This window comes from Parahaliea aestuarii, from assembly GCF_008064635.1.
Lineage (GTDB): Bacteria > Pseudomonadota > Gammaproteobacteria > Pseudomonadales > Halieaceae > Parahaliea > Parahaliea aestuarii.
The window spans coordinates 100,006-122,723 of the sequence record NZ_VRYZ01000001.1; the positions used below are offsets into that span (position 1 = coordinate 100,006).

General features: G+C 64.1%; 17 protein-coding genes and 1 tRNA gene. 16 read left to right on the forward strand and 2 right to left on the reverse strand.

The annotated features are described in order from the left end of the window. Position 1 precedes the first annotated feature (1 nt). The 16 genes from FVW59_RS00435 (at position 2) to FVW59_RS00510 (ending at position 19,546) form a co-directional block, all read left to right on the forward strand. Entirely contained in the window at positions 2–1,714 is a 1,713-nt protein-coding gene (locus FVW59_RS00435) for a hypothetical protein (protein ID WP_148062280.1), read from the forward strand. 55 nt (positions 1,715–1,769) lie between these two features. Then, positions 1,770–2,747: a glycosyltransferase family 2 protein gene (locus FVW59_RS00440; protein ID WP_246139587.1), complete on the forward strand. Its 978-nt coding sequence runs from the start codon at positions 1,770–1,772 to the stop codon at positions 2,745–2,747. Next, the gene (locus FVW59_RS00445; RefSeq protein WP_148062281.1) at positions 2,740–4,431 is read left to right on the forward strand and encodes a hypothetical protein; all 1,692 of its coding nucleotides are present in this window, start codon (positions 2,740–2,742) and stop codon (positions 4,429–4,431) included. The genes FVW59_RS00440 and FVW59_RS00445 overlap by 8 nt, the downstream gene beginning before the upstream one ends. Before the next feature lie 33 nt (positions 4,432–4,464). Next, positions 4,465–5,271: a formyl transferase gene (locus tag FVW59_RS00450; RefSeq protein ID WP_148062282.1), complete on the forward strand. Its 807-nt coding sequence runs from the start codon at positions 4,465–4,467 to the stop codon at positions 5,269–5,271. Next, positions 5,271–6,938, forward strand: coding sequence for an amidohydrolase (locus FVW59_RS00455; RefSeq protein ID WP_222711388.1), 1,668 nt, complete (start codon positions 5,271–5,273; stop codon positions 6,936–6,938). The genes FVW59_RS00450 and FVW59_RS00455 overlap by 1 nt, the downstream gene beginning before the upstream one ends. Then, positions 6,931–7,695 carry a PP2C family protein-serine/threonine phosphatase gene (locus FVW59_RS00460; RefSeq protein ID WP_187275693.1) on the forward strand — a complete coding sequence of 255 codons (765 nt, stop codon included), beginning with the start codon at positions 6,931–6,933 and terminating at the stop codon, positions 7,693–7,695. Before FVW59_RS00455 ends, FVW59_RS00460 begins: the two co-directional genes overlap by 8 nt. Before the next feature lie 87 nt (positions 7,696–7,782). After that, complete coding sequence (locus FVW59_RS00465) at positions 7,783–8,196, forward strand: ATP-binding protein (RefSeq protein WP_148062284.1); 414 nt, start codon at positions 7,783–7,785, stop codon at positions 8,194–8,196. Continuing rightward, on the forward strand, positions 8,189–8,488 hold the full coding sequence (locus FVW59_RS00470) for an STAS domain-containing protein (protein ID WP_148062285.1): 300 nt from the start codon (positions 8,189–8,191) through the stop codon (positions 8,486–8,488). The genes FVW59_RS00465 and FVW59_RS00470 overlap by 8 nt, the downstream gene beginning before the upstream one ends. Positions 8,489–8,563: 75 nt before the next feature. After that, a complete protein-coding gene (locus tag FVW59_RS00475) occupies positions 8,564–9,118 on the forward strand; it encodes an RNA polymerase sigma factor (protein WP_148062286.1) in 555 nt (184 codons plus the stop codon). Next, positions 9,111–9,887, forward strand: a complete 777-nt coding sequence (locus FVW59_RS00480) for a DUF3379 domain-containing protein (RefSeq protein WP_148062287.1) — start codon at positions 9,111–9,113, stop codon at positions 9,885–9,887. The genes FVW59_RS00475 and FVW59_RS00480 overlap by 8 nt, the downstream gene beginning before the upstream one ends. 96 nt (positions 9,888–9,983) lie before the next feature. Beyond that, a complete protein-coding gene (locus tag FVW59_RS00485; RefSeq protein WP_148062288.1) occupies positions 9,984–11,012 on the forward strand; it encodes a PrsW family glutamic-type intramembrane protease in 1,029 nt (342 codons plus the stop codon). Between the two features lie 40 nt (positions 11,013–11,052). Continuing rightward, positions 11,053–11,129, forward strand: a tRNA-Val gene (locus FVW59_RS00490). A 561-nt stretch (positions 11,130–11,690) separates the two neighbouring features. Then, positions 11,691–15,152, forward strand: a complete 3,462-nt coding sequence (locus FVW59_RS00495) for an AAA family ATPase (protein WP_148062289.1) — start codon at positions 11,691–11,693, stop codon at positions 15,150–15,152. Between the two features lie 99 nt (positions 15,153–15,251). After that, positions 15,252–16,802: a B12-binding domain-containing radical SAM protein gene (locus FVW59_RS00500; RefSeq protein WP_148062290.1), complete on the forward strand. Its 1,551-nt coding sequence runs from the start codon at positions 15,252–15,254 to the stop codon at positions 16,800–16,802. Beyond that, positions 16,799–17,620 carry an acyl-CoA desaturase gene (locus FVW59_RS00505; protein WP_148062291.1) on the forward strand — a complete coding sequence of 274 codons (822 nt, stop codon included), beginning with the start codon at positions 16,799–16,801 and terminating at the stop codon, positions 17,618–17,620. The genes FVW59_RS00500 and FVW59_RS00505 overlap by 4 nt, the downstream gene beginning before the upstream one ends. A 12-nt stretch (positions 17,621–17,632) precedes the next feature. Continuing rightward, a complete protein-coding gene (locus FVW59_RS00510) occupies positions 17,633–19,546 on the forward strand; it encodes a patatin-like phospholipase family protein (protein ID WP_148062292.1) in 1,914 nt (637 codons plus the stop codon). 7 nt (positions 19,547–19,553) lie between these two features. Here the strand turns inward: FVW59_RS00510 and nhaA are convergent, their stop codons facing one another. Both nhaA and FVW59_RS00520 read right to left on the reverse strand, forming a co-directional pair. Continuing rightward, complete coding sequence (nhaA, locus tag FVW59_RS00515) at positions 19,554–20,897, reverse strand: Na+/H+ antiporter NhaA (RefSeq protein WP_148062293.1); 1,344 nt, start codon at positions 20,895–20,897, stop codon at positions 19,554–19,556. A 115-nt stretch (positions 20,898–21,012) separates the two neighbouring features. Continuing rightward, complete coding sequence (locus FVW59_RS00520; protein WP_148062294.1) at positions 21,013–22,632, reverse strand: tRNA-dihydrouridine synthase; 1,620 nt, start codon at positions 22,630–22,632, stop codon at positions 21,013–21,015. Positions 22,633–22,718: the final 86 nt, after the last annotated feature.

Sequence of the window (22,718 nt, forward strand, 5' to 3'; positions counted from 1 at the left end):
GATGGATGCGGACATACGGCGCGAGTGGAGGCTCCCGCTGGCCTTGCTACTGTGTATTTTCCTGCTGGGCCTGCTGCCCAGGCTCTACAGTGCTGCGCTACTTGGCTGGGGCTGGGACGGCCCGGGCACCTTCAACCTGGTGAATTTCGACGAGGGCGGATCCTGCCGGGCAGCGCTGGGGGGATTCAAGTATTCCACCTTCATTGGCCGCCAGACCATTGCTATCGCCGGGCTACTGGGCGCCGGCCCTCCCCCCGGCATTGCCGGCGATGCGGCTGCGGTCGCCGCCTATTGCCACGGCGCCGAACATATCCGGGGGGCGCGTATCTTCTCTGCCGTCACCGGTGCGCTGACGCCGGTGGTGCTGGCCCTGCTGGCTTTCTGCTTGCTGCCAGCGCAGCCGGCGGTTGGCCTGACCGCAGGAGCGCTACTGGCCCTGTCCGGCTTTCATATCAGTGAGTCCCACAGCGGCACCGTGGATGCACCCTCTGTCTTCTTTATTTACTTCCTGTTGCTGGGCGCCGTGGCCGCCAGTACACGCTGGCGCAGGGCCCTGTGGGCGCTGCCGCCGCTGCTCACGGCGGCCGTCTGGGCCAAGTACTGGGTATTCGCCCTGTTGACTCTGGCGGCAGCGCTGCCTGCGACTGTGGGGGAGTTTGTCGCCCGTGGCTGGAGCCGGTGGCGTTTCTGCCTTGCGGTGCTCACAGTGGTCATCGCCTTTGGCTGTCTCAGCAACAGCGACTTTCCCCTCGGCGCGTGGCCGCTGCTGGCGCTTGGCTATCTGGCCGTGCCCTGGCGACGCATTGCCCCCGGTATGATTCCCCTGTGGCTGGCTGCTCCTTTCCTCGGTTTCGCACTGCTACAGATCGAAGTGGTCGCCAGTTACACCATGGGCGCAATGGAGGGCCGCTTCGGCAGCAGCTACGCGGCCATCGGCTGGCACAAGTGGCTGCGCAACGCGCTCAACATCCCCCTGGTATTGACGGTAGGGCTGGGGCTGCCGGCGGCGCTGTGCATTCCCCTCGGGGTGCGCTCCCTGCTGCGCTCCGGTCCGCCCTGGCGTCCCTGGCTGTGCCTGCTGCCACTGGTCGTGTTCCTGCTGTTCATGCTGGTGCCGGCGCCGGTGACCTATTACCGCCACTACCTGGCCCTGATACCGGCCGCAGCCCTGCTGGCGGCCATGGGTTTCTGGACCCTGCCCCGGCGCTGGGCTCGCGTCGGCCTGCCCCTGTTTCTCGCCTGGCCCGCGTTGCTGGCCTGGGATTTGGTAGCCGACTACCATCGCGACCCGCGTATCGAACTGCGCCACTGGTACCAGCAGGCGCGCCCGGAGCGGCTGTTATTCAGCTACTATGTGCAGCCTCCGCGGTTGCCGGAGGTGGCTCAGGGTCTGTTCCGCGAAAGTTTTGCCCGGGATGGCGGTGCCGTGTTGCGCCAGGGCCAGTACCTGCTGCTCAGCGAGAACTGGTACGACACCGCTTTCGCCAATGAATTGAACGGGCCGCTGATTGGCGACCTGCAACGGCTGGTCAAGACCACGCCGTTCAACGCACAGTTTTACCGGCAGGCGCTGGCGGGCGAGGTCGATTACCTGCGGCAGGAGCGGGTGATCGCGGTGAACAACTTCATGCCGGAACTGGTGCTGCACAAGCACTGGTACGGCACTTTCCAGCTGTTTGTGGGGGATATCCACATCTTCCGGATTCTGCAGTGAGCTTTATTGCATTAACCGAAAAGCGGGAATAGATAAACAGGGCAGGGGGCAATCTTTGACTACAGCAGCTGACGCAGCGGCAGCGTCGATTACAGTGACGGTGCTGATTCCCGTCTACAACGAAGTGGACGGGCTGGCCGAGTGCTACCGCCGCCTCGATGCAGTGGCCGGGAACTGCGCGGAGAACTTTGAGTTTCTCTTTGTCGACGACGGCTCCAGCGATGGCAGCGCCCAGTGGTTGCTGGAACTGCGCCAGCGCGACGCCCGCGTCGGCCTCATCGAACTCAGCCGCAACTTCGGCAAGGAGATCGCCGTGTCGGCGGGGCTGGATCACGCCAGCGGCGACGTGGTGATGCTGCTGGACGCCGACCTGCAGGATCCGCCGGAGCTGATTCCCGAATTTATCGCCGCCTGGCGCGAGGGCTACGACATCGTCTACGGCCAGCGCCTCAGCCGCGAGGGAGAGACCTGGCTCAAAATCCAGACCTCACACTGGTACTACCGGGTGATCAATGTGCTCAGCGATGTGCCGATCCCCGCCGATGCCGGTGATTTTCGCCTGCTCAGCCGGCGCGCGGTGGAGGCGGTCAGGGCCCTGCGCGAGAAGCACCGCTACATGGCGGGTCTTTACGCCTGGATCGGCTTTCCACAGAAGGCCCTGCCCTACCATCGCCACCCGCGCCACACCGGGCAGAGCAAGTGGAACTACCTGCGGCTGTGGGGGCTGGCGCTGGAGGGCATCACGTCTTTTTCTACCGTGCCGCTGAAACTGGCGACCCTGCTGGGGGTAGTGACCGCCAGTGCCGCCTTTCTTTACGGCGTCTACTTCCTGCTGCGCACTCTGCTGTTCGGCAACCCGGTGCCGGGTTATCCCTCGCTGATCGTGGTGATGCTGTTCCTGGGCGGTGTGCAACTCATCTGCCTCGGCATCATTGGCGAATACCTGGGGCGTACCTATGTCGAAAGCAAGCAGCGCCAGCTCTATTATCTGAGGGGCCTGCACCCGAGCCGGGAACGGCAACACGATGACTGAAAGCGGGCGGCCTTCCTGGCAGAGCGCCTGCTGGTACCTGGTAGGCGCACTCCTTTTCCTCGGCTTCGGCTTCACCGAAATGGCGGGCTCGGATCTGTGGTGGCACCTGGCCGGGGGCCGGGAAATTCTGGAGCAGGGCACCCTGTGGCTGCGCGATACCTGGTCCTACAGCGCCGCTGGAGAGCGCTGGCGCAATCACGAGTGGCTGTCGGACCTGGTGTTCTACGGCTGGTACCAGCTGTTTGGCCTGCACTCGCTGGTGTACTGGAAGTGGTTGCTGGTGATCGCCTGTTTCGGACTGCTGCAGGCACTGCTGGTGCGGCTTTCCGGGGCGCAGCCCGCGGCACTGCTGCTCAGCGTCCTGGCCCTCGCCGTCGCCGCGCCCTTTATCGACATGCGCCCCCACCTGTACAGCCTGCTGGCCTTTGTTGTGCTGCTCCACCTCGGGGTGCGCAGGGCGCCATTCTGGCAGTTTGCCCTGCTGTTCCTGCTCTGGGTCAACCTGCACGGCGGTTTCATGCTGGGGCTGCTGGTGCTGCCCTTCCTGCTGTTCCCCTTTCGGCAGTCGAGCTGGGCGGCGGTGTGGCGAGTGGCGCTGTGGGAGCTGGGCTGTATCGCGGTGTGTATGCTCAACCCGGATGGCGCCAAGGTGGTGATCTATCCGCTTACCTACGCCCTGCAGGCGGAATCCCCTTTTCGCCAGATTGCCGAGTGGCTGCCGCCCTGGATGCCTGGGGGCATCCAATCGCCGTTGTTTTTCTGGTGCCTGCCGCTGCTGCCGCTGGCGCTGCTGGGTTACTGTCTGCCGTTGCTCCGGCGGCAGGTGCACCTGCCCTGGTGGTCCCTGGGAGTTGCCCTGCTAACCCTGGCCATGGCCCTGACCAGCCGGCGTTTTATTCCCCTGTTCGCCATTGCCCTGGCAGTGTTTGCGGCGCCCTTGCTGGGTGTGCTCCTCGGCCGCCTGCGCGCGGGACTGCAGTGGACCCTGCTGGGTGCCCTGTTGCTGGTGGCGCTGCTGCGCCTGGCGCCATACCCCCTGCAGGCGGCGCCGGCCTTCCACTACCTGACGGCGGAGTACAGCTATCCCCACCTGACGGTCGATGTCCTGCAGCGCAACCGGGTACAGGGCAGGGTGTTTGCCTACTACAACTGGGGCGGATTCCTGCACTGGCGCAGCGACGGTGCGCTGTCGGTATACATCGATGGCCGCGCCAATACCCTCTACGGCGATGCTGTCTACCTCAACTACGTCAGTGTGCTGCGCGGTGATCCGGGCTGGATAGACATTGTCGAGCAGTCGGGGGCGGAGTATTTCCTGTGGCCCGCCAGGCTGGCCGGCGGCGCGCACAAGGCGAAGGAGTTGCTGGCCAGCGGGCGCTGGAAGCGGGTATACAGTTCTTCCAGCGCCATCCTGCTGGCGCGACAGGAAGTGCCGGTGCAACTCTCCGTTGGGGTGCCCGCGGATTCGCCCTGGTGGCAGTTGAGCGAGGGCTGGCGTTTCCTCCTGCAGGGCGATGCGGACAGGGCGCAGCGCAATGCTCGCGCCGTGCTGGAAAAATACTCCTATCATCAGGGCGCCTGCAATCTGCTGGGTGCCACGCTGCGCGAAGTGGGTGACGAGGCGGGCGCGGCGCGCAACCTGGCCGACTGCCGCGCGCAGTTCCCGTCGGTCTTTTTGCGTTGACCGGCAGCAGCGCACTGACTCAAGAGTATTCGCATGAACATCACCCTTCTCAGCAATCGCGATCTCGCCAGTAGCCTGGCGCTCAACCAGATGCTGCCGGCGCTGGCGGCAGAACACCGGGTGCAGGTGTTCCTGTCGGGCCAGGTCGGCGGGGGTGGCCCTGCCCACCCCGACCTGGCCATGCTGCGCTTTCTGGAGCAGACCCTGTTCACCGATCTGCTGTTTCCAGCCCTCGGCTCTTCACCGGGCGGGGCCGGGCTAAAGAGCTTCGAAAACCTCTGTGCAGAATACGGTGTCGGCCTCGCCGGCCTCAGCCGCATCAATACCCCGGAGGGGTTGTCAACGCTGGCCGGGAGTCAGCCGGATCTGGTGCTGAGCATTCGCTATGGCGGTATCCTGCGCGAAGACGCCATCGCCGTTCCGCCCCTGGGTGTGTTAAACCTGCACTCCGGACTGCTGCCCGACTATCGCGGGGTGATGGCGACCTTCCGCGCCATGTGCGATGGCAGGGATAGCATCGGCACTACCCTGCATTACATTCGCGATGCCGGCATCGATACCGGCGATATCGTCGCTACCCACCGCCGCCCGGTGGACTACAGCAGCAGTTACCTGGCCAATGTGCTGGACCTCTATCCGGCCGGCTGTGCGTCGATGCTGGAGGCAGTGGCCAGCCTGGCGCGCGGCGAAACCCTGAATACGACAGCGCAGCCTGTGGGCGGCAATTACTACAGCTTTCCGGATGACGAAGCCCTGCAGCGCTTTTACGGCCGCGGATGCAGGCTTTATGATGTCGGGGAAATCACCGCCGTGGCGCGCCGTTTCCTGGAGTCCCAATAATGATGAGAACACTACGCTGTGCCGCCCTGGTATTCGGCCTTGCCGCCAGCGCTGCTCACGCCGCCACCCTGGTGCACAATATTCGCGGCTATAGCCTGGACGGCGATCAGGTGCAGACCTTCTCGGCGCTGGAATTCGACAAGGGCGTCATTACCCACCTGTACCGGGATGTCGCCTCCGCCGATGCCAGCCGGGCCGCTACCCGGATTGACGGTTTCGGAGCCACCCTGCTCCCGGGCCTGATCGATGCCCACGGCCATGTCAGCTCCTTCGGCCGCGCCCTGGCCACGGTGGACCTGGTGGGCAGCAGCAGCGAAGCCGAGGCCGCCCGGCGCGTCGCCCACTATATTGATGCCCACCCCGACCGCGACTGGGTCGAGGGCCGTGGCTGGAACCAGGTGCTGTGGCCGGACAAGGCCTTCCCCGCCAGGGCCGCTCTGGATGCGATCAGCGGCGAGCGCGCGGTGGTGCTGGGGCGGGTGGATGGCCACGCCCTGTGGGTGAACTCCCGGGCACTGGCCCTGGCCGGTATTGGCGCCGGCACACCCGACCCGGACGGCGGCCAGATTCTGCGCGACGAACAGGGGCAGCCGACCGGTGTACTGATCGACAATGCCATGGATCTGGTGACCGCTGTAATGCCAGGGCCAGATGTGGAGGCGCTGGCAGCGCTGCAGTACAGCGCCCTGGAAAAGCTGGCTAGCTACGGCCTGACCGCGGTGCACGATGCCGGTATTCCGGCCCGTGAGGTGGAGGCCTACCAGCAATTGCTGGCCGAGGACCGCCTGCCGATCCGGGTCTACGCCATGCTCGATGTGCGCGATCCCGACAATGATCGCTACCTGGAGCAGGGGCCTCTCGTCGATGCACAGCACCGCCTGGATATCCGCAGCGTGAAAATTTCCGCCGACGGCGCCCTCGGCTCCCGCGGCGCGGCCCTGTTTGACGATTACAGCGACAGCAGCGGCAACCGGGGCCTGCTGCTGCATAGTCGCAAAGAGCTGGCGCACCACATGCACCGCGCGGTTGCCGCGGGTTACCAGGTCAATACCCACGCCATTGGCGACCGCGCCAACGCCCTGGTGCTCGATTTGCTGGAAGCGGTGAACAGCAACTCGCGCAGCGCCGCCCTGCGCCACCGGGTAGAGCACGCCCAGATCCTGCGACCGGCGGATATCTCCCGCTTTCCCGCCCTCAATGTGATTGCCTCGGTGCAACCGGTACACGCCACCAGCGATATGAACATGGCCGGCGACCGCCTGGGCGAAACGCGCCTGCGCGGCGCCTATGCCTGGGAATCCCTGCTCGAGAGCGGTGCCCGCATGGCCGGCGGCTCTGATTTTCCAGTGGAGTCCCCCAATCCTTTCCACGGTCTCTACGCCGCCGTAACCCGCCAGGACCAGGCGGGTCGTCCGCCCGGTGGCTGGTTGCCGAAAGAGAAAATGAGTCGCGAGGCGGCGCTCGCCCTGTTTACCAGTGGCGCCGCCTACGCCGCGCACCAGGAGGGTGTGCTGGGCCACTTGCAGCCGGGGTACTACGCCGACTTCATCCTGGTCGACGGCGATTACTTCACCCTGCCGGAAAACGATCTGTGGCAACTGCAGGTCAAGGCCACATATGTGGCGGGCGAGCAGGTGTTCCCCGCCCGGAGTGATGCTGATGGCTGATACGCCGCTGACGGTGGCCGGGGGACTGCGCGCGGACGATATCGCCGCTGCCCGCGACATCCAGATGAGCATTCTGCCGCCGCAGATGCCGCAGGTGGCCGGCTACGATTTTTTCGGCTGTCTGCGCCCCGCCGCGGAAACCGGCGGCGATATGTTCGACCTGGTGGAACTGGAGCAGGGGGTGTTCGTACTGCTGGGGGACGCCACCGGCCACGGCTTCGGCCCGGCCCTGTGCGCCACCCAGATGCAAGCCATGTTCCGGGTGGCCTTCCGCGTCGGCGCGGAACTCGGGGAGGCCTATATCCATGTCAACAACCAGCTCGACGAGGATCTGCCGGACGACCGCTTCGTTACGGCTTTCGCCGGTTTCCTCGATCCGCAGCGACACCAGGTCGACTACTTTTCCGCCGGGCAGGGGCCTATCCTGCACTACCGGGCGGCTACTCGCGACTGCGAATGGTTCGGCCCCACCACCTTTCCCCTCGGCACCATGGCAGTGGACCGCGCGGCGCCCATCCGCAGCCTGGCCCTGGCGCCGGGGGATATCCTGGCGGTGCTGTCGGATGGCGTCTATGAGTGCGAGGGGGATGCGGGCCTGTTCGGGCGCGAGCGGGTTGCAGACATGCTGCGCGAGTATTGCGAGGCCACCACCGCCGAAATGGCGGCGCGGCTGATGCAGTCGCTGGAGACCTTTGCCGGCCACCGGGAGCAGCAGGATGATCTCACGATTGTGCTGGTCAAGCGCCCGGCGCCCTGAGCCCGCTTGCCTTTTGCTTTGCCGGGGGCTGTTTTACACTCGGCGGGTGGTCGTTGGCGGGGTGCGGCGGAACGTTTCGGGAGCGCCATGAAACTGTCTCTGCGCAGGGAGTTGGGCGAGATCGAGCGCATTGTGGCGGCGCGTCGAAGCCTGTTTGCTGCCAGTGACCTGCCCGATGCCCTGATTTATCCCGTCGATCTGGCTACCGAAGAGCTGTTCGTCAATATGCTGCGACATAATCAGCAGGGGCAGGGGCCGATCACACTCGAACTGGAGGTGGTTGCCGGCGGTGTGAGGGTCAGCCTTGCTGACCACGATGCCGAGCCCTTTGATCCCGCCTCGGTGCCGCCGGTGGATATCTCGCGGCCATTGAACGAGCGCCAGATTGGCGGCCTCGGCCTGCACCTGGTTCGCCAGCTGGTGGGAAGCGTCCACTATCACTATCACAATCGCTGTAACACGCTGTCCTTTATGGCCCGGGAGGAGCCAACCGATGTTTGAAGTCCATCCCGATAGCAACGGCCTGCGGCTGGCCGGCCGCCTCGATGCCGCCGCTGCGCCGCTGGCGGAACCCCACTTTGAGGCGCTGTCCGGCGCCGCGGAAGTGGATCTGGCCAACCTCGAGTACATTTCCAGTGCCGGCCTCGGCGTATTGCTCAAGGCCCACAAGCGGCTGAGTGCCGGCGGCGCCGGCCTGCGCCTGGTTCAGGTCAGTCCCCACATCGTGGAAATCCTGCATTTTTCCGGTTTCGACATGCTGTTCGAGGTGGTTCCGGCCAGCGATCCCGCATGAGTCCGGGTCGCTACCCGGTGCCGGTGAAAACTTTTTTCACTTTTTTTCCAACTTTTTGTCCGCCCCGGAGTAATTATGGATAAGGAGCTGGACGCGGCCAGGGATGGCCAACTGGTCCTGCGGGGCCAGCGAGGTGACAGGCAGGCGCTGGGTGAACTGGTTGACCTCTATCACGGCGCCATTTACAGGCTGGCTTTCCGCCTGTTGGGAAGCAGCGAGGATGCGGCAGATGTTACACAGTCAACTTTTCTCAGCGCCTTCGAAAGCCTGCACACCTTTCGCCCGGAACACAGATTTTTTAGCTGGATCTACCGCATTGCCCTCAACGAGGCACTCGACTTCCGGCGGCGGAGACGGGGCGGTGAATGTCTGGACGAGTCGCTACCAGATCAAGGCCCTGGTCCGGAGCTGGTTGCCCGGCACGGTCAGCTACAGGCACAAATCCAGGCTGCAATGACGGGCCTGAGTGATGAACAGAGGGCAGTGGTGGTGCTGCGGCATTATTCAGAATGCAGCTACAGCGAGATTGGCGAAATTCTGGCACTGCCGGAGAAAACCGTGAAATCCCGGTTGTTTGAGGCCCGCCGCACACTGCGAAATTTGCTGGAACAAGAGTCCGACCATGCTTAGCGATTTTGACAAACAGCGTCTGCAGGCGGGTTTCGACGGAGAACTGACGTCGACGGAGTGGCGTCAATTGCAGGACGAGTTCAGGGACAGCGCCGAGGCCCGGGAATGGCTGGCGGAACTGGAGAGCCTGCGCAGTGCCCTTGCAGGGGCGCCTGAAGTGCCGGTGCCAAAGGATTTGGCAGCGGCCATCAAGGCCCGTATCCCGGCCAGCGAGGGGAATGTACGGCGAGTGGATTTCGCCGCCCCGCGCAACACCGCCCGCCCCCTGTGGGGCGGCCTGGCGCTCGCCGCCAGCCTGGTGGTGGCGGTTGGGGTGGGGATGCAGTTTTGGGGTGTTGCAGAGCTGGGTACGGATAGCCAGCTTCGGTCACGGATGACCGGCACCCTTCTTGACGCGGCTGCGATGGAAGCGCAGCGCCACTGGCAGTGGCAGGGTATGGATGCCCGCGCCCTGCTGGTACGCGACAACACCGGCCTGGTGCTGGAACTGGAACTGGATGCGCAGCCCGCTGCCGATCTGGTGCTCAGCCTGGACGGTGAACAATGGCGCTGGCGGCAGGACGTCGCTGGGCGCCGGCAGTCAGATGCCAAGCGCCCAGCCGCTGAAATGCGGCTGGCCGTTGCAGGAGAAGAGCGCTACCGGCTCGAGATCGAGCCGGACACCAGGGACGGTGTAGCAGCGCAGGGAACATTGCCTGCACCGCGCATCCATGTGCGTATGGAGCGTGATGGTCACAGCCTCGACCGGGGCACCATAGAGCCTGACTGACGGGACGGTTCGTCAGGCGTACCCCTTGGCGGCCTTCGGGCCGCTTTCTTTTACCTTATGGCACAATGCCCCGTTCCTGCGGTCGCGGATTGAGGCATGGCGGATACACCTGTGAGCTTTCTGCTGGGCGTTGTCCCGGTGCTGCTGTTACTGGCGGCGCTGCACCTGCTGGACGCCTATCGCCTGGTGTCGCGCTGGCGGGTGCTACGGGTGATCGCGGCCGGCGGGCTCGCTGCACTGCTGTGCCTCTGGCTCAGTCGCCATCTGTGGTGGCTGGCCAGGGAAAGCAGCCTTTCCACCTACTGGTTGCTGCCCCTGGTGGAGGAAGTGGCTAAATCGCTGGTGATTCTGCTGCTGTTTCGCCTGCACCGCATTGGCTTTCTGGTGGATGCCGCGATTCTAGGCTTTGCCGTTGGGGCCGGCTTCGCCATCGTGGAAAACCTGTACTACGCCGCCGTACTGGAACCCTTGCCGGCCGCTGTATGGCTGGTGCGGGGTTTTGGCACGGCGCTGATGCACGGCGGTGTCAGCGCCATTTTCTCCCTGCTCACCCAGTTGCTCACCGAGCGCAACCGCCGGGGCTTGCACTACTGCCTGCCCGGGCTGGCGCTGGCCGTGGGTCTGCACTGGCTGTTCAATCGCTTTTACCTGTCGCCCCTGATCCACACCCTGCTGGTGGTGAGTGTATTGCCGGCCCTGCTGCTGCTGGTATTCCAGCGCAGCGCGCTGGCCATGCAGCGCTGGCTGCGCCAGGGCCTGGATGGCGACATGGAACTGCTGCAACTGATTCGCAGCGGTGAGTTCGGCAATTCCCGCCTCGGCGGTTTCCTCAGCGACCTCATCGAGCGATTCGATGCCATCGCCGTGGTGGATATGCTCTGCTATCTGCGCCTTTATACCGAACTCAGCCTGAGGGCCAAGGGCGTGTTGATGATGCGCGAGCAGGGCTTCGACGTCCCGGGAGGCGCGGGCCTGGAGGGCCATTTGCGGGAACTGGCCTACCTTGAACGCAGCATCGGCCCTGTCGGCATGCTCGCCCTGAGACCCCTGCTGGCCCGCGACCGTCGCGACCGCTGGCAAATCCGCCTGGTCAGCGAGTTGGGGAAGGGTAAAAATCCCGGTTGAGGATTGTCCCCGACCTCCTTATAATCGCCACCCTCTTTACAGGACTATAGCTCAGTTGGTTAGAGCGCTACCTTGACATGGTAGAGGTCCCCAGTTCGAATCTGGGTAGTCCTACCAAACAAGAAAACCCCGGTCAGCCGCAGGCAGACCGGGGTTTTTTGTTTGGAGGGGTACTCCCCCGATTCAAACTAGCCTTCGACAAATCGCGACCCCGGAGCGATTTGCAACGAGGCGCGTCAGCGCCGAAGCCCCGCAGGGGTCGTTGCAGCCCAAAGGCTGCAACGATTCATCTGCCGCGCATACCGCCTTTCCCGTTGAATCCCCCAGGCAGACCGGGGTTTTTTTGTTTGGAGGGGTACTCCCCCGATTCAAACTAGCCTTCGACAAATCGCGACCCCGGAGCGATTTGCAACGAGGCGCGCCGCGCCGAAGCCCCGCAGGGGTCGTTGCAGCCCAAAGGCTGCAACGATTCATCTGCCGCGCATACCGCCTTTGCGGTTGAATCCCCCAGGCAGACCGGGGTTTTTTTGTTTGGAGGGGTACTCCCCGGATTCAAACTAGCCTTCGACAAATCGCGACCCCGGAGCGATTTGCAACGAAGCGCGTTGTACCCCACCTCTGCTACACTCCCCGCCTATAACAAAACAAGCCCAATCGGGCGGGGAAGGGACATCGGGCATGGCAGACCCGCAACAGGCTGAGCCGGCCGCGGGGACGTGGCGGCGGGAGTTGCGCAACCATCCGGTTATTCGGGTGGGGGGCGCCTATTGCGTCGCGGCCTGGCTGCTCATGCAAATTGGGGAGATCGTACTGCCCAGCTTTGATGCGCCCGCCTGGATCATGCAGACCCTGATCGGGGTACTGGTGGCAGCTCTGCCGGTGGTTCTGATTCTCGCCCGCTTTACCCGCCTGCCGAGCCTGGTGGGGCTGGCGAAGCCGGTGCCGAGCCCCGTGCAGTTCCAGGCGCGTCCCGATCCCGTCCAGGAGGCTGGCGACATTCTGCGTTTGAAGTCCGCCAGCCTGGCGGTGCCGATGGATCTGTCGGAGTCCCGCCAGGTCACCACCCTGGTGGTATCGCTGCAGGGCCTGCTGCGGGGGCGTGAAGACCCGGAGATCCTGCTCGGCTTTGTGGCAGGCATAGAGCAGGATATCGCCCAGGCGGTGGCCGGATACGAAGGCACCCGCATGCCCAGCGGGCGCAATGAGATCGTGGTCGCCTTCGGCTTTCCCCTGGCTCACGAAGACGACGCCCGGCGGGCGGCGCGCCTGTCGCGGGAGCTGCTGGACCTGGTGCGCGCCCACGATATCGCCGATGGCCCCGATACCCGGGTGATCAGCCGCGCGGGCCTCCACTCCGCCACCATCATTATCGACGAAGGCGCCGGCGATGCCGATGTCATGTCCCTGTTGGGCGACACGGTGAGTGTGGCGGGCTTTCTGCAGGCCTCGGCGGCAGAGGGCGAAACCGCCGTCAGTGAAGATACCCGGACCCTGCTGCGCTCTGGTTTTTTCCTGGAAGAAGTGGCGCGGCAGTCCCATCCGCGGCTGGGGCAGGCGGTGGCGGTGTACCAGCTCGGCCGCGAGCTGAGCGCCGATCTCGCCAATGTCATGGCCGACCACGGCGAGCTGTTCGGGCGCGAACACGAGCGCTCGCTGGTGATGCAGCAGTGGCGCACCGTGCTGGAAGGCGAATCTGAATACGTCCTGATCAAGGGCGAGCCGGGCATGGGTAAAACCAGCCTGCTGTTCGACGTGGTCCGGGAACTGGTGGCGCAGGACAAGGCGCAGCTGATGCTGCTCACCTGTGAACCCTACTACCGCGAATCGCCCTTCCGTCCCCTGCTGAACTTCTTTGAAAGCAACGTGTTCCTGGGCGAGCGCCTGAGCCCCGCCCAGCGATTGGAACGCCTGCAGGAGTTTGTCGGCAACGTGCTGCAGGAGGGTGACGAAGAAGCTGTACCCCTGCTCGCCGCCCTGCTGTCCAACAGTGACGAGGACATGCGCCTTGCCAACGACAACAGCAGCAAGCGGGTGCGGGAGAAAACGCTGGCCCTGCTGGTCTCGCTGATGGAGCGCTTTTCTGCGCGCAAGCCGCTGATTCTGGCGGTGGAGGATTTGCACTGGGCCGACCCGTCCACCCGCGACCTGATCGAAAGCCTGCTGGCCTACGATCCCTCCACACCCATCCTGGGGCTGTTTACCGCCCGCCCGGAATTTGAGCCGGCCTGGGCCAACCTGCCGGATGTGATTGAACTCAATCTCAATAAATTGCCGGCGCGTGTCGCGACGGAGCTGGTGCAGCGGCAGGTGGGTGAAGAGAAGCTGCCGGAACGGCTGGTGCAGCAGATTATCGATCATGCCGGCGGGATTCCGCTGTACCTGGAACAGCTTACCCACAGCCTGCTGGAGAGCCGCCAGACGGGCGTCGCCGGGGAAGGGCTGGCCATTCCCGCCACCCTGAAGGCTTCACTGGCGGCGCGTATCGATCACCTGGGAGCGGCCAAGCCCCTGTTGCAGCTGTGTTCGGTGATCGGCTTCGAGTTCAGTTATGAATTGCTGCGAGCGGTGTGTGCCGACAGCGAGGAAAAGCTGCTGCGTCGGGTGATGAGCTCCATCGTCAACGCCGGCCTGATCTTCCAGAAGGGCGCTTTTCCTGAGGCCACCTTCAAGTTCAAACACCGCCTGATTATGGAAGTGGCAAGTCAGTCGTTGCTGCGGCGCACGCGTCAGCGCCTGCACCAGGCCATCGCCGACAAGCTGGAAGCCGATTTCCCGGAAATCTGCCAGCAGCAGCCCATGCTGGTGGCCCATCACTGCAGCCGTGCCGGCAATGCGGACTGCGCCATCAGCTACTGGATACGCGCGGCGCAGCTCTCCCAGGCGAAATTCGCCAATGAGGAAGCGGTGGCACAGGTGCAGCGGGGTCTGGCTGCTCTCAAGGATGTGTCCGATACCGAGCGGCGCAATCAATACGAAATCACCCTGCAAAACCTGATGGGCATGATCCGCCTGGCGACCCAGGGCTACACCAACCCCGAGGTGCGGGTCGCCTTCGAGCGGGCGCTGGAACTCAGCGACAAGGTGGAGCAGACCCCGACGCTGTTCAAAATGATTGTCGGCCTGTGGATGTACTACCTGATTCGGGGCGAGTACGACCGGGCCCTGGAGCTGGCGGACCAGTTACTGCGGCTCGCCGCGGCGATCGATGAACCACCCGAGTGGCTGCAGGCCAACTACTGTGCCGGGTACTCCCACTACTATCGGGGGGAAATTCCCACCACCCTGGAATACTTCCAGCGCGCACTCTCCTACATCGATGCCGAGGCGGACTTTACTCGTCAAACGCCGAGTCGGGACGATACACGTCCCCACCTGTTTTGCATGCATGCGCTGGCGCTGTGGTCCCACGGCGATCCGCGAGCCGCCGACGACTCCCTGGCCCGGGCGCTGTCCTGGGCCAGGGAGCATGGCCAGCCCTACTGCCTGGTCTGGGTGCTGTTCTTCTCCACCTGGCTGCAACACATGCGCGGCAGGAAGGACGAAGCGGCCCTGTATGCCGGTGAAATGATCGATATCTGTCAGGCGCGCGGCTTTTCCTTTTTTATCCCGCTCGGCTTGTTCTTCCGCGCTGATGTGCTGGAAGACCCGGTGCAGCGCCTGGCATCCATGCGCGAGTACCTGGGTGTGACGCTGGCGGTGGGGGCGCGATCCGGTTCTGCCTATTTGCGTGCCGTGATCGTGGGTGAGTTGATTGACCAGGGGCTGCTGGATGAGGCCGATGCGCTGGCCAGCGAGAACGCCGCCTATATCGACGCCCAGGGTGAGTGGCTCTACAGCAGTGAAAACCAGCGTATGCAGGCCCGTATCGCCGTGTTGCTGGATGGTGACACGCGGCGCAGCGAAGCCCTTCTGATCGATGCGATCAACCAGGCGCGAGAGGTGAACAACCTGCCCTTCGCGCTGACCTGTGCCCTGAGCCTGTACGACCTGCCAGATAGCCGGCCGGCCGCCCGCTGTCTTCTTGAGGCGTTGCTGGCCCGCTATGTCAGCGAGGACAATAGCGAAGATTACCGCCGGGCGCTGGCAATTGTGAACGAGGACACTAAACACGGTCTGTCGGTGGAGGAAGTTTCCCGCTAAGCTTTCCGGCTTGTCCTGTCACCAGCCCGACTGGCGGCAGGGTCAGGGATGACAGCGCCGGCGCCATTTCACACCGGCTACAGAGAGGTTACGTGCAGCATGGAGCAGCGCAAGAAGGTTCTGATCGTCAATGTTTTTTTCCCCGATGAGCGCATGGCGATCAAACGCTCCAATCAGGTGCCGAATGCCGTGGCTCCGGCCTTGCTGGCGGGTTATTTCAACCCGGATACCTGTGAGGTGCGCCTCTACAACGAAGTGAACAGTGGCTTTCTCGAGGTATTCCAGCCGGAGTTGATCGGCTGGCCCGACCTGCTGGTGCTCACCGGACTCACTGCGGCCTTTGACCGACTGCTGCATCTTACCGCCTACGCCAGAACCGCCAATCCCGCGGTGATTGTTGCGGCGGGCGGTCACGGGGTGCGCGCGCTTCCCACCTATTCGCGGGCCTTTTTCGACTACACCTGCGTCGGCGATGTCGATGAAATTGCCGCGGTAGCGCGCGAGGCACTGGGCCCCCGCTATGTGGCTGAGCAGTTCCGACCGCGCTACGACCTGGCCTACTGGATTCACCGTCTCGGCTACGCTGAATCCTCGCGCAACTGCAATTTCAAATGTGGTTTCTGCAGCCTCACCGGGGTCGGGCTGAAGTACGAAGTACCGCCGATGGACTACCTGGAGGCGCAGATGGATGCGCTGGGGAAGCGCCCCATTTTCTTCTTTCAGGACAACCAGATCATGGGCTCCGGCCCGGAGAGCTTTCGCGAACGGGTGCAGCGCTTCCAGGTGCGACGCCAGGCCGGCCAGTTCAAGTACTGGAGTGGTTTTGTAACCGACACCTTCTTCTGGGAAGACGCCAATATCGATTTCGCCCGAGAAACCGGCTGTATCTCGGTGTTCGTCGGGGTGGAGTCATTCGACGACGAGCAGTGGCTGGATGAGCAGAACAAGAAGCAGAACAGCCGCTACAACCAGGCGGAGTTGTTGCGCCGGGCCTGCGACGGCGGGGTGCTGGTGCAGTACGGGCTGGTGTATGACCCCACCCGGCACAGCCTGGCGCAGATGCGCAAGGAGCTGGAGATTATCTGCGACAACCCGGAAATTCCCCCGCCCAATTTTATCTTTACCGCCATCCCCTTTCCGGGCACTCCCTTCTTCAGGGACAACCTGGAGCAGGGCCTGTTGCTACCCAATACCCACATGCGACACATGGAGGGCTCCACCCTCAGTCTCAAGCCAACCCTGGATCCGCAGCCCGAGGTCGTGGACTTTATCCGCAGCGGGCGTCGCTTCGCCGGCTATCGCGCGCGCTTTTTGCGACACCAGGCGAAGTTCCTGAAACGCTACCACCGCAGCTTGAATCGCGACCAGATGCTGTTGTCGAGTCTCGCTACGGCCGCCATCATGGCGCCCACCGCAGTGCTCGGTCCCGGCGCTATCTTCCGGCGCAAGGTGCAGCGCAGCCACGTTTCCACCACCGAGGTGCTCGATGGCGTCTATACGCCGTGCCTGCCGGTGGCCGAGCAGTATCGCCACTACTTCCTGCCCACCAACCTGGTGGACTGGGGCGGCGAGCTCAACGCCGCAGTAGCGGATGATGTGCTGCCGCCGGCCGAGCGCAGTGTGAGCGCGGAAGTGGTACAGCTGCGATGAAGCGGGCACAACAGGTCTATCGGGCAGGCGGCATTGCGCTGTTGCACCTGCTGGTTCTGGTAGCGCTGCTGCGCGGCACCAGTCGGCCCGACTGGCTGGCTTTCGCCCTGGTCTACCCGCTGGCGGCCATTGGCGTCGGTGTCGCCATGCACCGTTATTTTGCCCACCGGGCCTTTGCCACCAGCCGCGCTTTCCAGTTCCTGCTGGCGCTGATGGCGGCCTTGTCTTTTGGCAATGCGGTACATTTTGCCGGCAAGCACCGCCTGCATCACCGTCACTCCGACAGCGAGGGCGATGTGCATGCACCGCACCAGGGCTGGTGGCAGTGCTGGTTCGGCAGCCTGATCGACTGCGGTTACAGCGACGATGTCGTTCGCCGCGAGGCCAGCCACTGGCTGCAATGGCCCGAGCTGGCCTTTCTCTATCGCCATGGCAGCCTGCCGGCGCTGGTGGTGTGCGCTGTACTGTTCGCCACGGGCGGGTTTTCGATGATGGTGATCGGCGGGTGCCTGCCCGCCGTGCTGTTGCTGCACCAGAGCTCCGCGGTGAACTATTTCTGCCATTGCCGCGGCAGCCGGGACTTCGCCACCCGCGATACCTCGACCAACCATGTGATCGTCGCGCTGCTCACCTATGGTGAGGGCTGGCACAACAATCACCATCGCTTTCCCCGCTCCGCGCGGGCCGGTCTGCGCTGGTGGCAACTGGACCTTTTTTACGGCGTTATCTGTATTTTCGAATGGCTGGGACTGGTGTGGGAGGTGCGGCGTGTTGACGCCCGGCACCTGCGTCGCGCAAGCCTGGCACTGCAATCATGACGGAGGCTGAATATGGAAGTTCACGACCACGTACACGGGCATCACGCCGAACACGGGGATGACTGCTGCGACGACCCCAATGACGCGAAGCTGCTCTCCCATATAGCGATTTCGCTGTCCGGCGGCGGGCTGCGCGCCACCGGTTTTCATCTCGGTGCGCTGGACCTGCTGGACCGGGTCGACCTGCTGCGCAATATCCACATCCTGTCATCGGTCTCGGGCGGCAGCCTCACTGGCACCAGCTACGCGCTGTGCCAGGCGGAAGGCAAAGGCTACCAGGAGTGCTTCGATAACCTCTACGAGTTCCTGCCCGGGCTCAATACCATGGAGGAAATCTTCCGCAAGGTGAAACGCAACCGGCGGGAGCTGTTCCCCTCGGGGCGTCGTGATCTCATCACCGCCATGGCAAATGTTCTGCACGAGCAGTACTTCACCCGCTTTTATCAGTCCCACACCTTCGGCCAATTCTGGGACAGCACCGACGCCCACCTGACCGAGGTAATGTTCAACGCCACCGAGTTCAAGACCGGCATCGCCTTCCGTTTCCAGAAGAGTCAGTTTCCCTGCAAGATCGGCAATGGCAACGTCAGTATCAGCGAGGAGCACGCCCGCGCCATGCGCATGGCCGATGTCATGGCGGCCTCGGCCTGTATTCCGGCGGGTATGGAACCGCTGTTTTTCCCGGAGGATTTCCACTGGCCGCGTGACGATGAACCCGGGCGCCCGGTTTGTACCGCAGTGGCCGATGCCCTCGAGCGGCAGACCAATGGCGAGAACCGCAACATCGCCCTGATGGACGGCGGCGTCTATGACAACCAGGGCGTTACCAGCATCCTGCTGGCGATGATGCGACGCGACCGTGCACGCCAGCAGCGCAACGGCTGTCTGGAGGATGAGCCGGAATGTGTTGTCGAGCCTACGGCGGTGGAAGGCTGGAGCAACTGGCTGGAGCGCTTTTCACGGGCATCTTCCACTCGACTGGACGTAGAGGACTGTGACAGCGGTATCGACCTCAGCCATTTGCGCCTCTTTATCATCTCCGATACGCCGGTGCGCAGCGAGACCTTCTACCCCAGCAAGCCGCTGGCGGCGGGTGAGTCCAACTTCCTCACCCGTCGTACCCTGGGGCAGTACGACGCCTTCACCTGGGTGCTGACCGCCCTCATGGTGTTCAGTGCCGGCGACAGCCTGGTGGATCTCTGGTCCTATCGCGACCAGATCGCAGCGCATGAATGGTCCACCTGGCGGAAGTTCCTGTCCTTTGTGTTTCCCGCGGCGGTGATGGCCCTGCTGGCGGCGCTGGTGATCAAGGTGCGGCTCACCATCGTGCAGTTGAACAAGGAAATGGAAAAGGTCATGCCGCCTTTCCGCAACAAGCCCTGGCACTACCTGAAACGGCTGCGTTTGGGCGAGGCCATCGCCATGATCAATCTACGGGTCGGCTCCTCCGTGGCCCTGACCTCGAAGATCTTCATGAACCGCATTCGCCAGCTCAGCTACAGTACGGTGTTTTCCACCAGCCTTGACGAGCACTCCCTGGGCGACAGGGTAATGACCAACGAGATTTTCACCCTGCTGGATGACTGCAAGCGCCTGCCGGATGTGGCGCCGCCCACTGACGAAATGTGCACCATTATCCAGATGGCGAGCAATACCAAGACCGCACTGTGGCTGAACCCCTCGGTGGAGTACCGCGGTTATGGTGAGCTGGATGTGCTGGTCAGCGCGGGGCAAATGACCACCTGTTTCAACCTGATGCGCCATTTGCGCCAGCGCTACGGTGCCGGGGGCAGCGGGCAAATACCTCCGGGCAGCCGGGCCGACGCGCTCTACCAGCGCGCACTGGCCCTCTGGGAGGAGCTGCGCGACGACCCGATGGCCCTGGTGGAACAGCGCAGGGAGAGCGGCCGCCTGGCCCAGGGCTGATCCCGCCTCAGTCCCGCTTGCCGATGGCGCGCAGCAGGAAGAAGCCGCTCAGGCCCGCCAGCAGGGAAGCCAGCAGAATGCCGGTTTTGGCCATCAGCAGGTGCTCGGCATTGTCGGCAAAGCCCAGGTCGGCGATAAAAATCGACATGGTAAAGCCGATGCCGCCGAGCAGGCCGACGCCAACCACGTGCGTCATGGTGAGCCCGGGGGGGAGGCTGGCCCACTTGAGTTTCAACGCCAGCCAGGTAAAGCCGGCAATCCCGAGGGGTTTGCCGAGCAGCAGCCCGCATATCACCCCGAGCGTAATGGGGTTGCCGAGGGTGTCGCCGACCTCGCTGAAATTGACGGGAATACCGGCATTGGCCAGGGCGAAGATGGGGATCACGATGTAGGCCACCGGCAGGTGCAGGGCGTGTTCCGCGCGCTGGGCCGGCGCCTGCACCAGGTGCACTCCGTTCTCCAGCGAGCTGACCAGGGCGCGGAAGCGGTTGTTGTGGATGATGTCCGGCTTGTCCCACACCGCCTTGCGCATTTTCTTCGAAGAGTCCTCCACCTTGTCGATGAAGACCTCCGGTTCGAATTTGGGCCGGATGGGCACGGTGAAGGCGATGATCACGCCGGCGATGGTGGCGTGAATACCGCTGGCCAGCATGGCCATCCACAGCAGGGCGCCGGCGATGGCGTAGGGCAGGGTACGGCGAATACCGACGGCGTTCAGCAGCACCAGCAGGCCGGTGCAGGCGGCCACGTAGAGGAGGGCGGTAATGTCCAGTTTGTTGGTGTAGAACAGGGCGATTACCAGCACCGCGCCGAGGTCGTCGACGATAGCCAGGGCGATGAGGAAGGTCACCAGGGCTTTTGGCACCTGCGCCCCCAGCAGGCTGAGGGCGCCGATGGCAAAGGCGATGTCGGTGGCCATCGGGATGCCCCAGCCGGCCGCACCTGGCCCGGAGCTGTTGAATATCCAGTAACCCAGTGCCGGCACCAGCATGCCGCCAATCGCCGCCATAATCGGCAGCATGGCCTGGCTGGGAGAGGACAGCTCGCCCACGAGTAATTCCCGCTTCAGTTCCAGTCCAATCACCAGGAAGAAGAAGGCCATCAGCAGTTCGTTGATCCAGTAGTGGATCGACAGGGAGAACTGGCGCTCGCCGAAGCCGAGGCTGATGTGGGTGTGCAGGAAGTGCTCGTAGGTGTCGCGCAGGGGGCTGTTGGCTACCGCCAGCGCCACTACCGCGCAGATCATCAGCAACACGCCGCTGGTGGTCTGGCGGTGGATAAACTCCTCCAGCGGCGTCATCAGCCGCTCGAAGGCGCGTTCCCAGGGGGCGTGGTGGATTCCGTCTGACATGTCTCTGCTTCCGTTAACCGGGGCCGCTAGGATAGCAGTCCGGGCGGTATCTGTGGGGTGAACCGCACGGGGCAATAGCCCACACCTGCACGGGGGTGAACCGGTGCGGGGTGACCTACACCGTCGCCAGGAACGGCCCGTCGACGCACAGACGGCGACCGTCGGGGGTCGCGCAGGCACCGCAGATGCCCACGCCGCACTTGGTCAGGTAATCGATGGAGCTGAAGATCTGCTCGTCGCCGCAGAATTCCCGCTGCACCTTTACCGCCGCGTGCACCATCGGCGCCGGGCCGCAGTTGTAAAACACCAGCTTCGCCAGTTCGTCGGCGGGCATGGTCTGCAGGTGTTCCCGTAGCAATTCAGTGACGACACCGTGATAGCCGGCGCTGCCGTCGTCAGTGGCGATGTGAACATCGGCGATCTGCGCGCACTCATCGACGAAGTAGAGACGCTCCGCGCTGCGGGCGCCGGTGAAGACGGTCGCGTCGCCAAAATCGCGGGCGATCTGGTAGACCGCCGCCAGTCCGGTACCGCCGGCCACCGCTACGATCCTGCCGTCCTCCGGTGGCGCCACCGGGATGCCGTGGGGACCGCGCACATAGGCCTGGGTGCCGGCGGGCAGTTCCATCAGGGCGTGGGTGAATTCCCCGACATCGATCACCGCGAGGGAAAAAGGGTCGTCGGTCAGGGCGGAGAAGGGCTTTTCGCCGAGCCCCGGAATCCACAGGAAGATGAATTCACCGGCCTGCACATTGACCTTGCGGTCGAAGGTCAGGACGCAGATGTCCTCGCAGACCCGCTGGTTGTGTACCAGGGTGACCGGGCGGAAGTTCATGTCGATGTCGTAGCGCACCTGGCCCTCGGCGCGGTTGTTCCCGCTCTCCAGATCGGCCGCCAGGGTGCGGAAGTAGTCGGCAATTTCGTCGGTGGTGAGGCCGATCAGGGCAGAGCCGACGCCGACTACGGTGGCGCCGGCGTCGAAGAAGGCGCGCACGTCATCGGCGCTGCTGACCCCGCCGCAGCCGATAATCGGCAGGCCGGTGGCGGCCGCCACTTCGCGCACACATTTGAGCCCGATGGGCAGCACGCCCTTGCCGGACATGCCGCCCGCGCCATTGCTCAGCACCGGGTGGCCGTGGGCGGAGGTATAGCCCGGCCCCACGGTGTTGATGGCACAGAAACCGTCGGCGCCGCCCTCGGCGGCGGCCCGGGCGATCTCGCCGATATTGGGGGCGTTGGGGGTGAGCTTGGGAATGACGGGAATATCGACCACCGCTTTTACGGCGCTGACAATCTCCCGCACCATGTCCGGGTCCTGGCCCATGGCCATGCCGTAGCCCTTGGCGTGGGGACAGGACAGGTTGAGTTCGAGACCGTCGGAGACCGGGGCGAGAATTTTCGCCACCTCGACGAACTCCGCCACGCTGCCACCGAAGATGGAGGTCAGCAGGAAGCGGTCGGCCGGTACCTTCAGCTCCGCCATCAGCTCTGCGGACTTGTGGGCACCGGGGTTGGTCAGTCCCACCGCGTTGACGAAGCAGCCCGGCGCGTACTGGCTCAGCACGGGTTCGCGGTAACCCAGGCGCGGCTCCAGGCCGATGCTCTTGGTGGTCACCACGCCGACCTCGGGCATGTGGTCGAAGACGTACTGGATGATGGGCACGGCGGTGGTCACGATGCCGGAGGGCACGGTGAAGGGGCCGGACAGGGTCTTGCCGAAGAATTCGATAGTCAAAGCGCGCTCGGTCGGGGTCAGGTTGGACGGGGCGCCCCGGGCGAGGCCGGGGCCGGCGGCAATTATACTGCCTGGCCCCGGGTGAG

Excerpts from the sequence above, each read along its gene's own strand:
- FVW59_RS00460 (WP_187275693.1), top strand. The coding sequence starts at position 6,931 with ATGGCTGATACGCCGCTGACGGTGGCCGGGGGACTGCGCGCGGACGAT.
- FVW59_RS00510 (WP_148062292.1), top strand. The coding sequence starts at position 17,633 with ATGGAAGTTCACGACCACGTACACGGGCATCACGCCGAACACGGGGAT.
- FVW59_RS00480 (WP_148062287.1), top strand. The coding sequence starts at position 9,111 with ATGCTTAGCGATTTTGACAAACAGCGTCTGCAGGCGGGTTTCGACGGA.
- FVW59_RS00500 (WP_148062290.1), top strand. The coding sequence starts at position 15,252 with ATGGAGCAGCGCAAGAAGGTTCTGATCGTCAATGTTTTTTTCCCCGAT.
- FVW59_RS00450 (WP_148062282.1), top strand. The coding sequence starts at position 4,465 with ATGAACATCACCCTTCTCAGCAATCGCGATCTCGCCAGTAGCCTGGCG.
- FVW59_RS00505 (WP_148062291.1), top strand. The coding sequence starts at position 16,799 with ATGAAGCGGGCACAACAGGTCTATCGGGCAGGCGGCATTGCGCTGTTG.
- FVW59_RS00475 (WP_148062286.1), top strand. The coding sequence starts at position 8,564 with ATGGATAAGGAGCTGGACGCGGCCAGGGATGGCCAACTGGTCCTGCGG.
- FVW59_RS00465 (WP_148062284.1), top strand. The coding sequence starts at position 7,783 with ATGAAACTGTCTCTGCGCAGGGAGTTGGGCGAGATCGAGCGCATTGTG.
- FVW59_RS00445 (WP_148062281.1), top strand. The coding sequence starts at position 2,740 with ATGACTGAAAGCGGGCGGCCTTCCTGGCAGAGCGCCTGCTGGTACCTG.
- FVW59_RS00485 (WP_148062288.1), top strand. The coding sequence starts at position 9,984 with ATGGCGGATACACCTGTGAGCTTTCTGCTGGGCGTTGTCCCGGTGCTG.
- FVW59_RS00470 (WP_148062285.1), top strand. The coding sequence starts at position 8,189 with ATGTTTGAAGTCCATCCCGATAGCAACGGCCTGCGGCTGGCCGGCCGC.
- nhaA (WP_148062293.1), bottom strand. The coding sequence starts at position 20,897 with ATGTCAGACGGAATCCACCACGCCCCCTGGGAACGCGCCTTCGAGCGG.
- FVW59_RS00455 (WP_222711388.1), top strand. The coding sequence starts at position 5,271 with ATGATGAGAACACTACGCTGTGCCGCCCTGGTATTCGGCCTTGCCGCC.
- FVW59_RS00435 (WP_148062280.1), top strand. The coding sequence starts at position 2 with ATGGATGCGGACATACGGCGCGAGTGGAGGCTCCCGCTGGCCTTGCTA.
- FVW59_RS00495 (WP_148062289.1), top strand. The coding sequence starts at position 11,691 with ATGGCAGACCCGCAACAGGCTGAGCCGGCCGCGGGGACGTGGCGGCGG.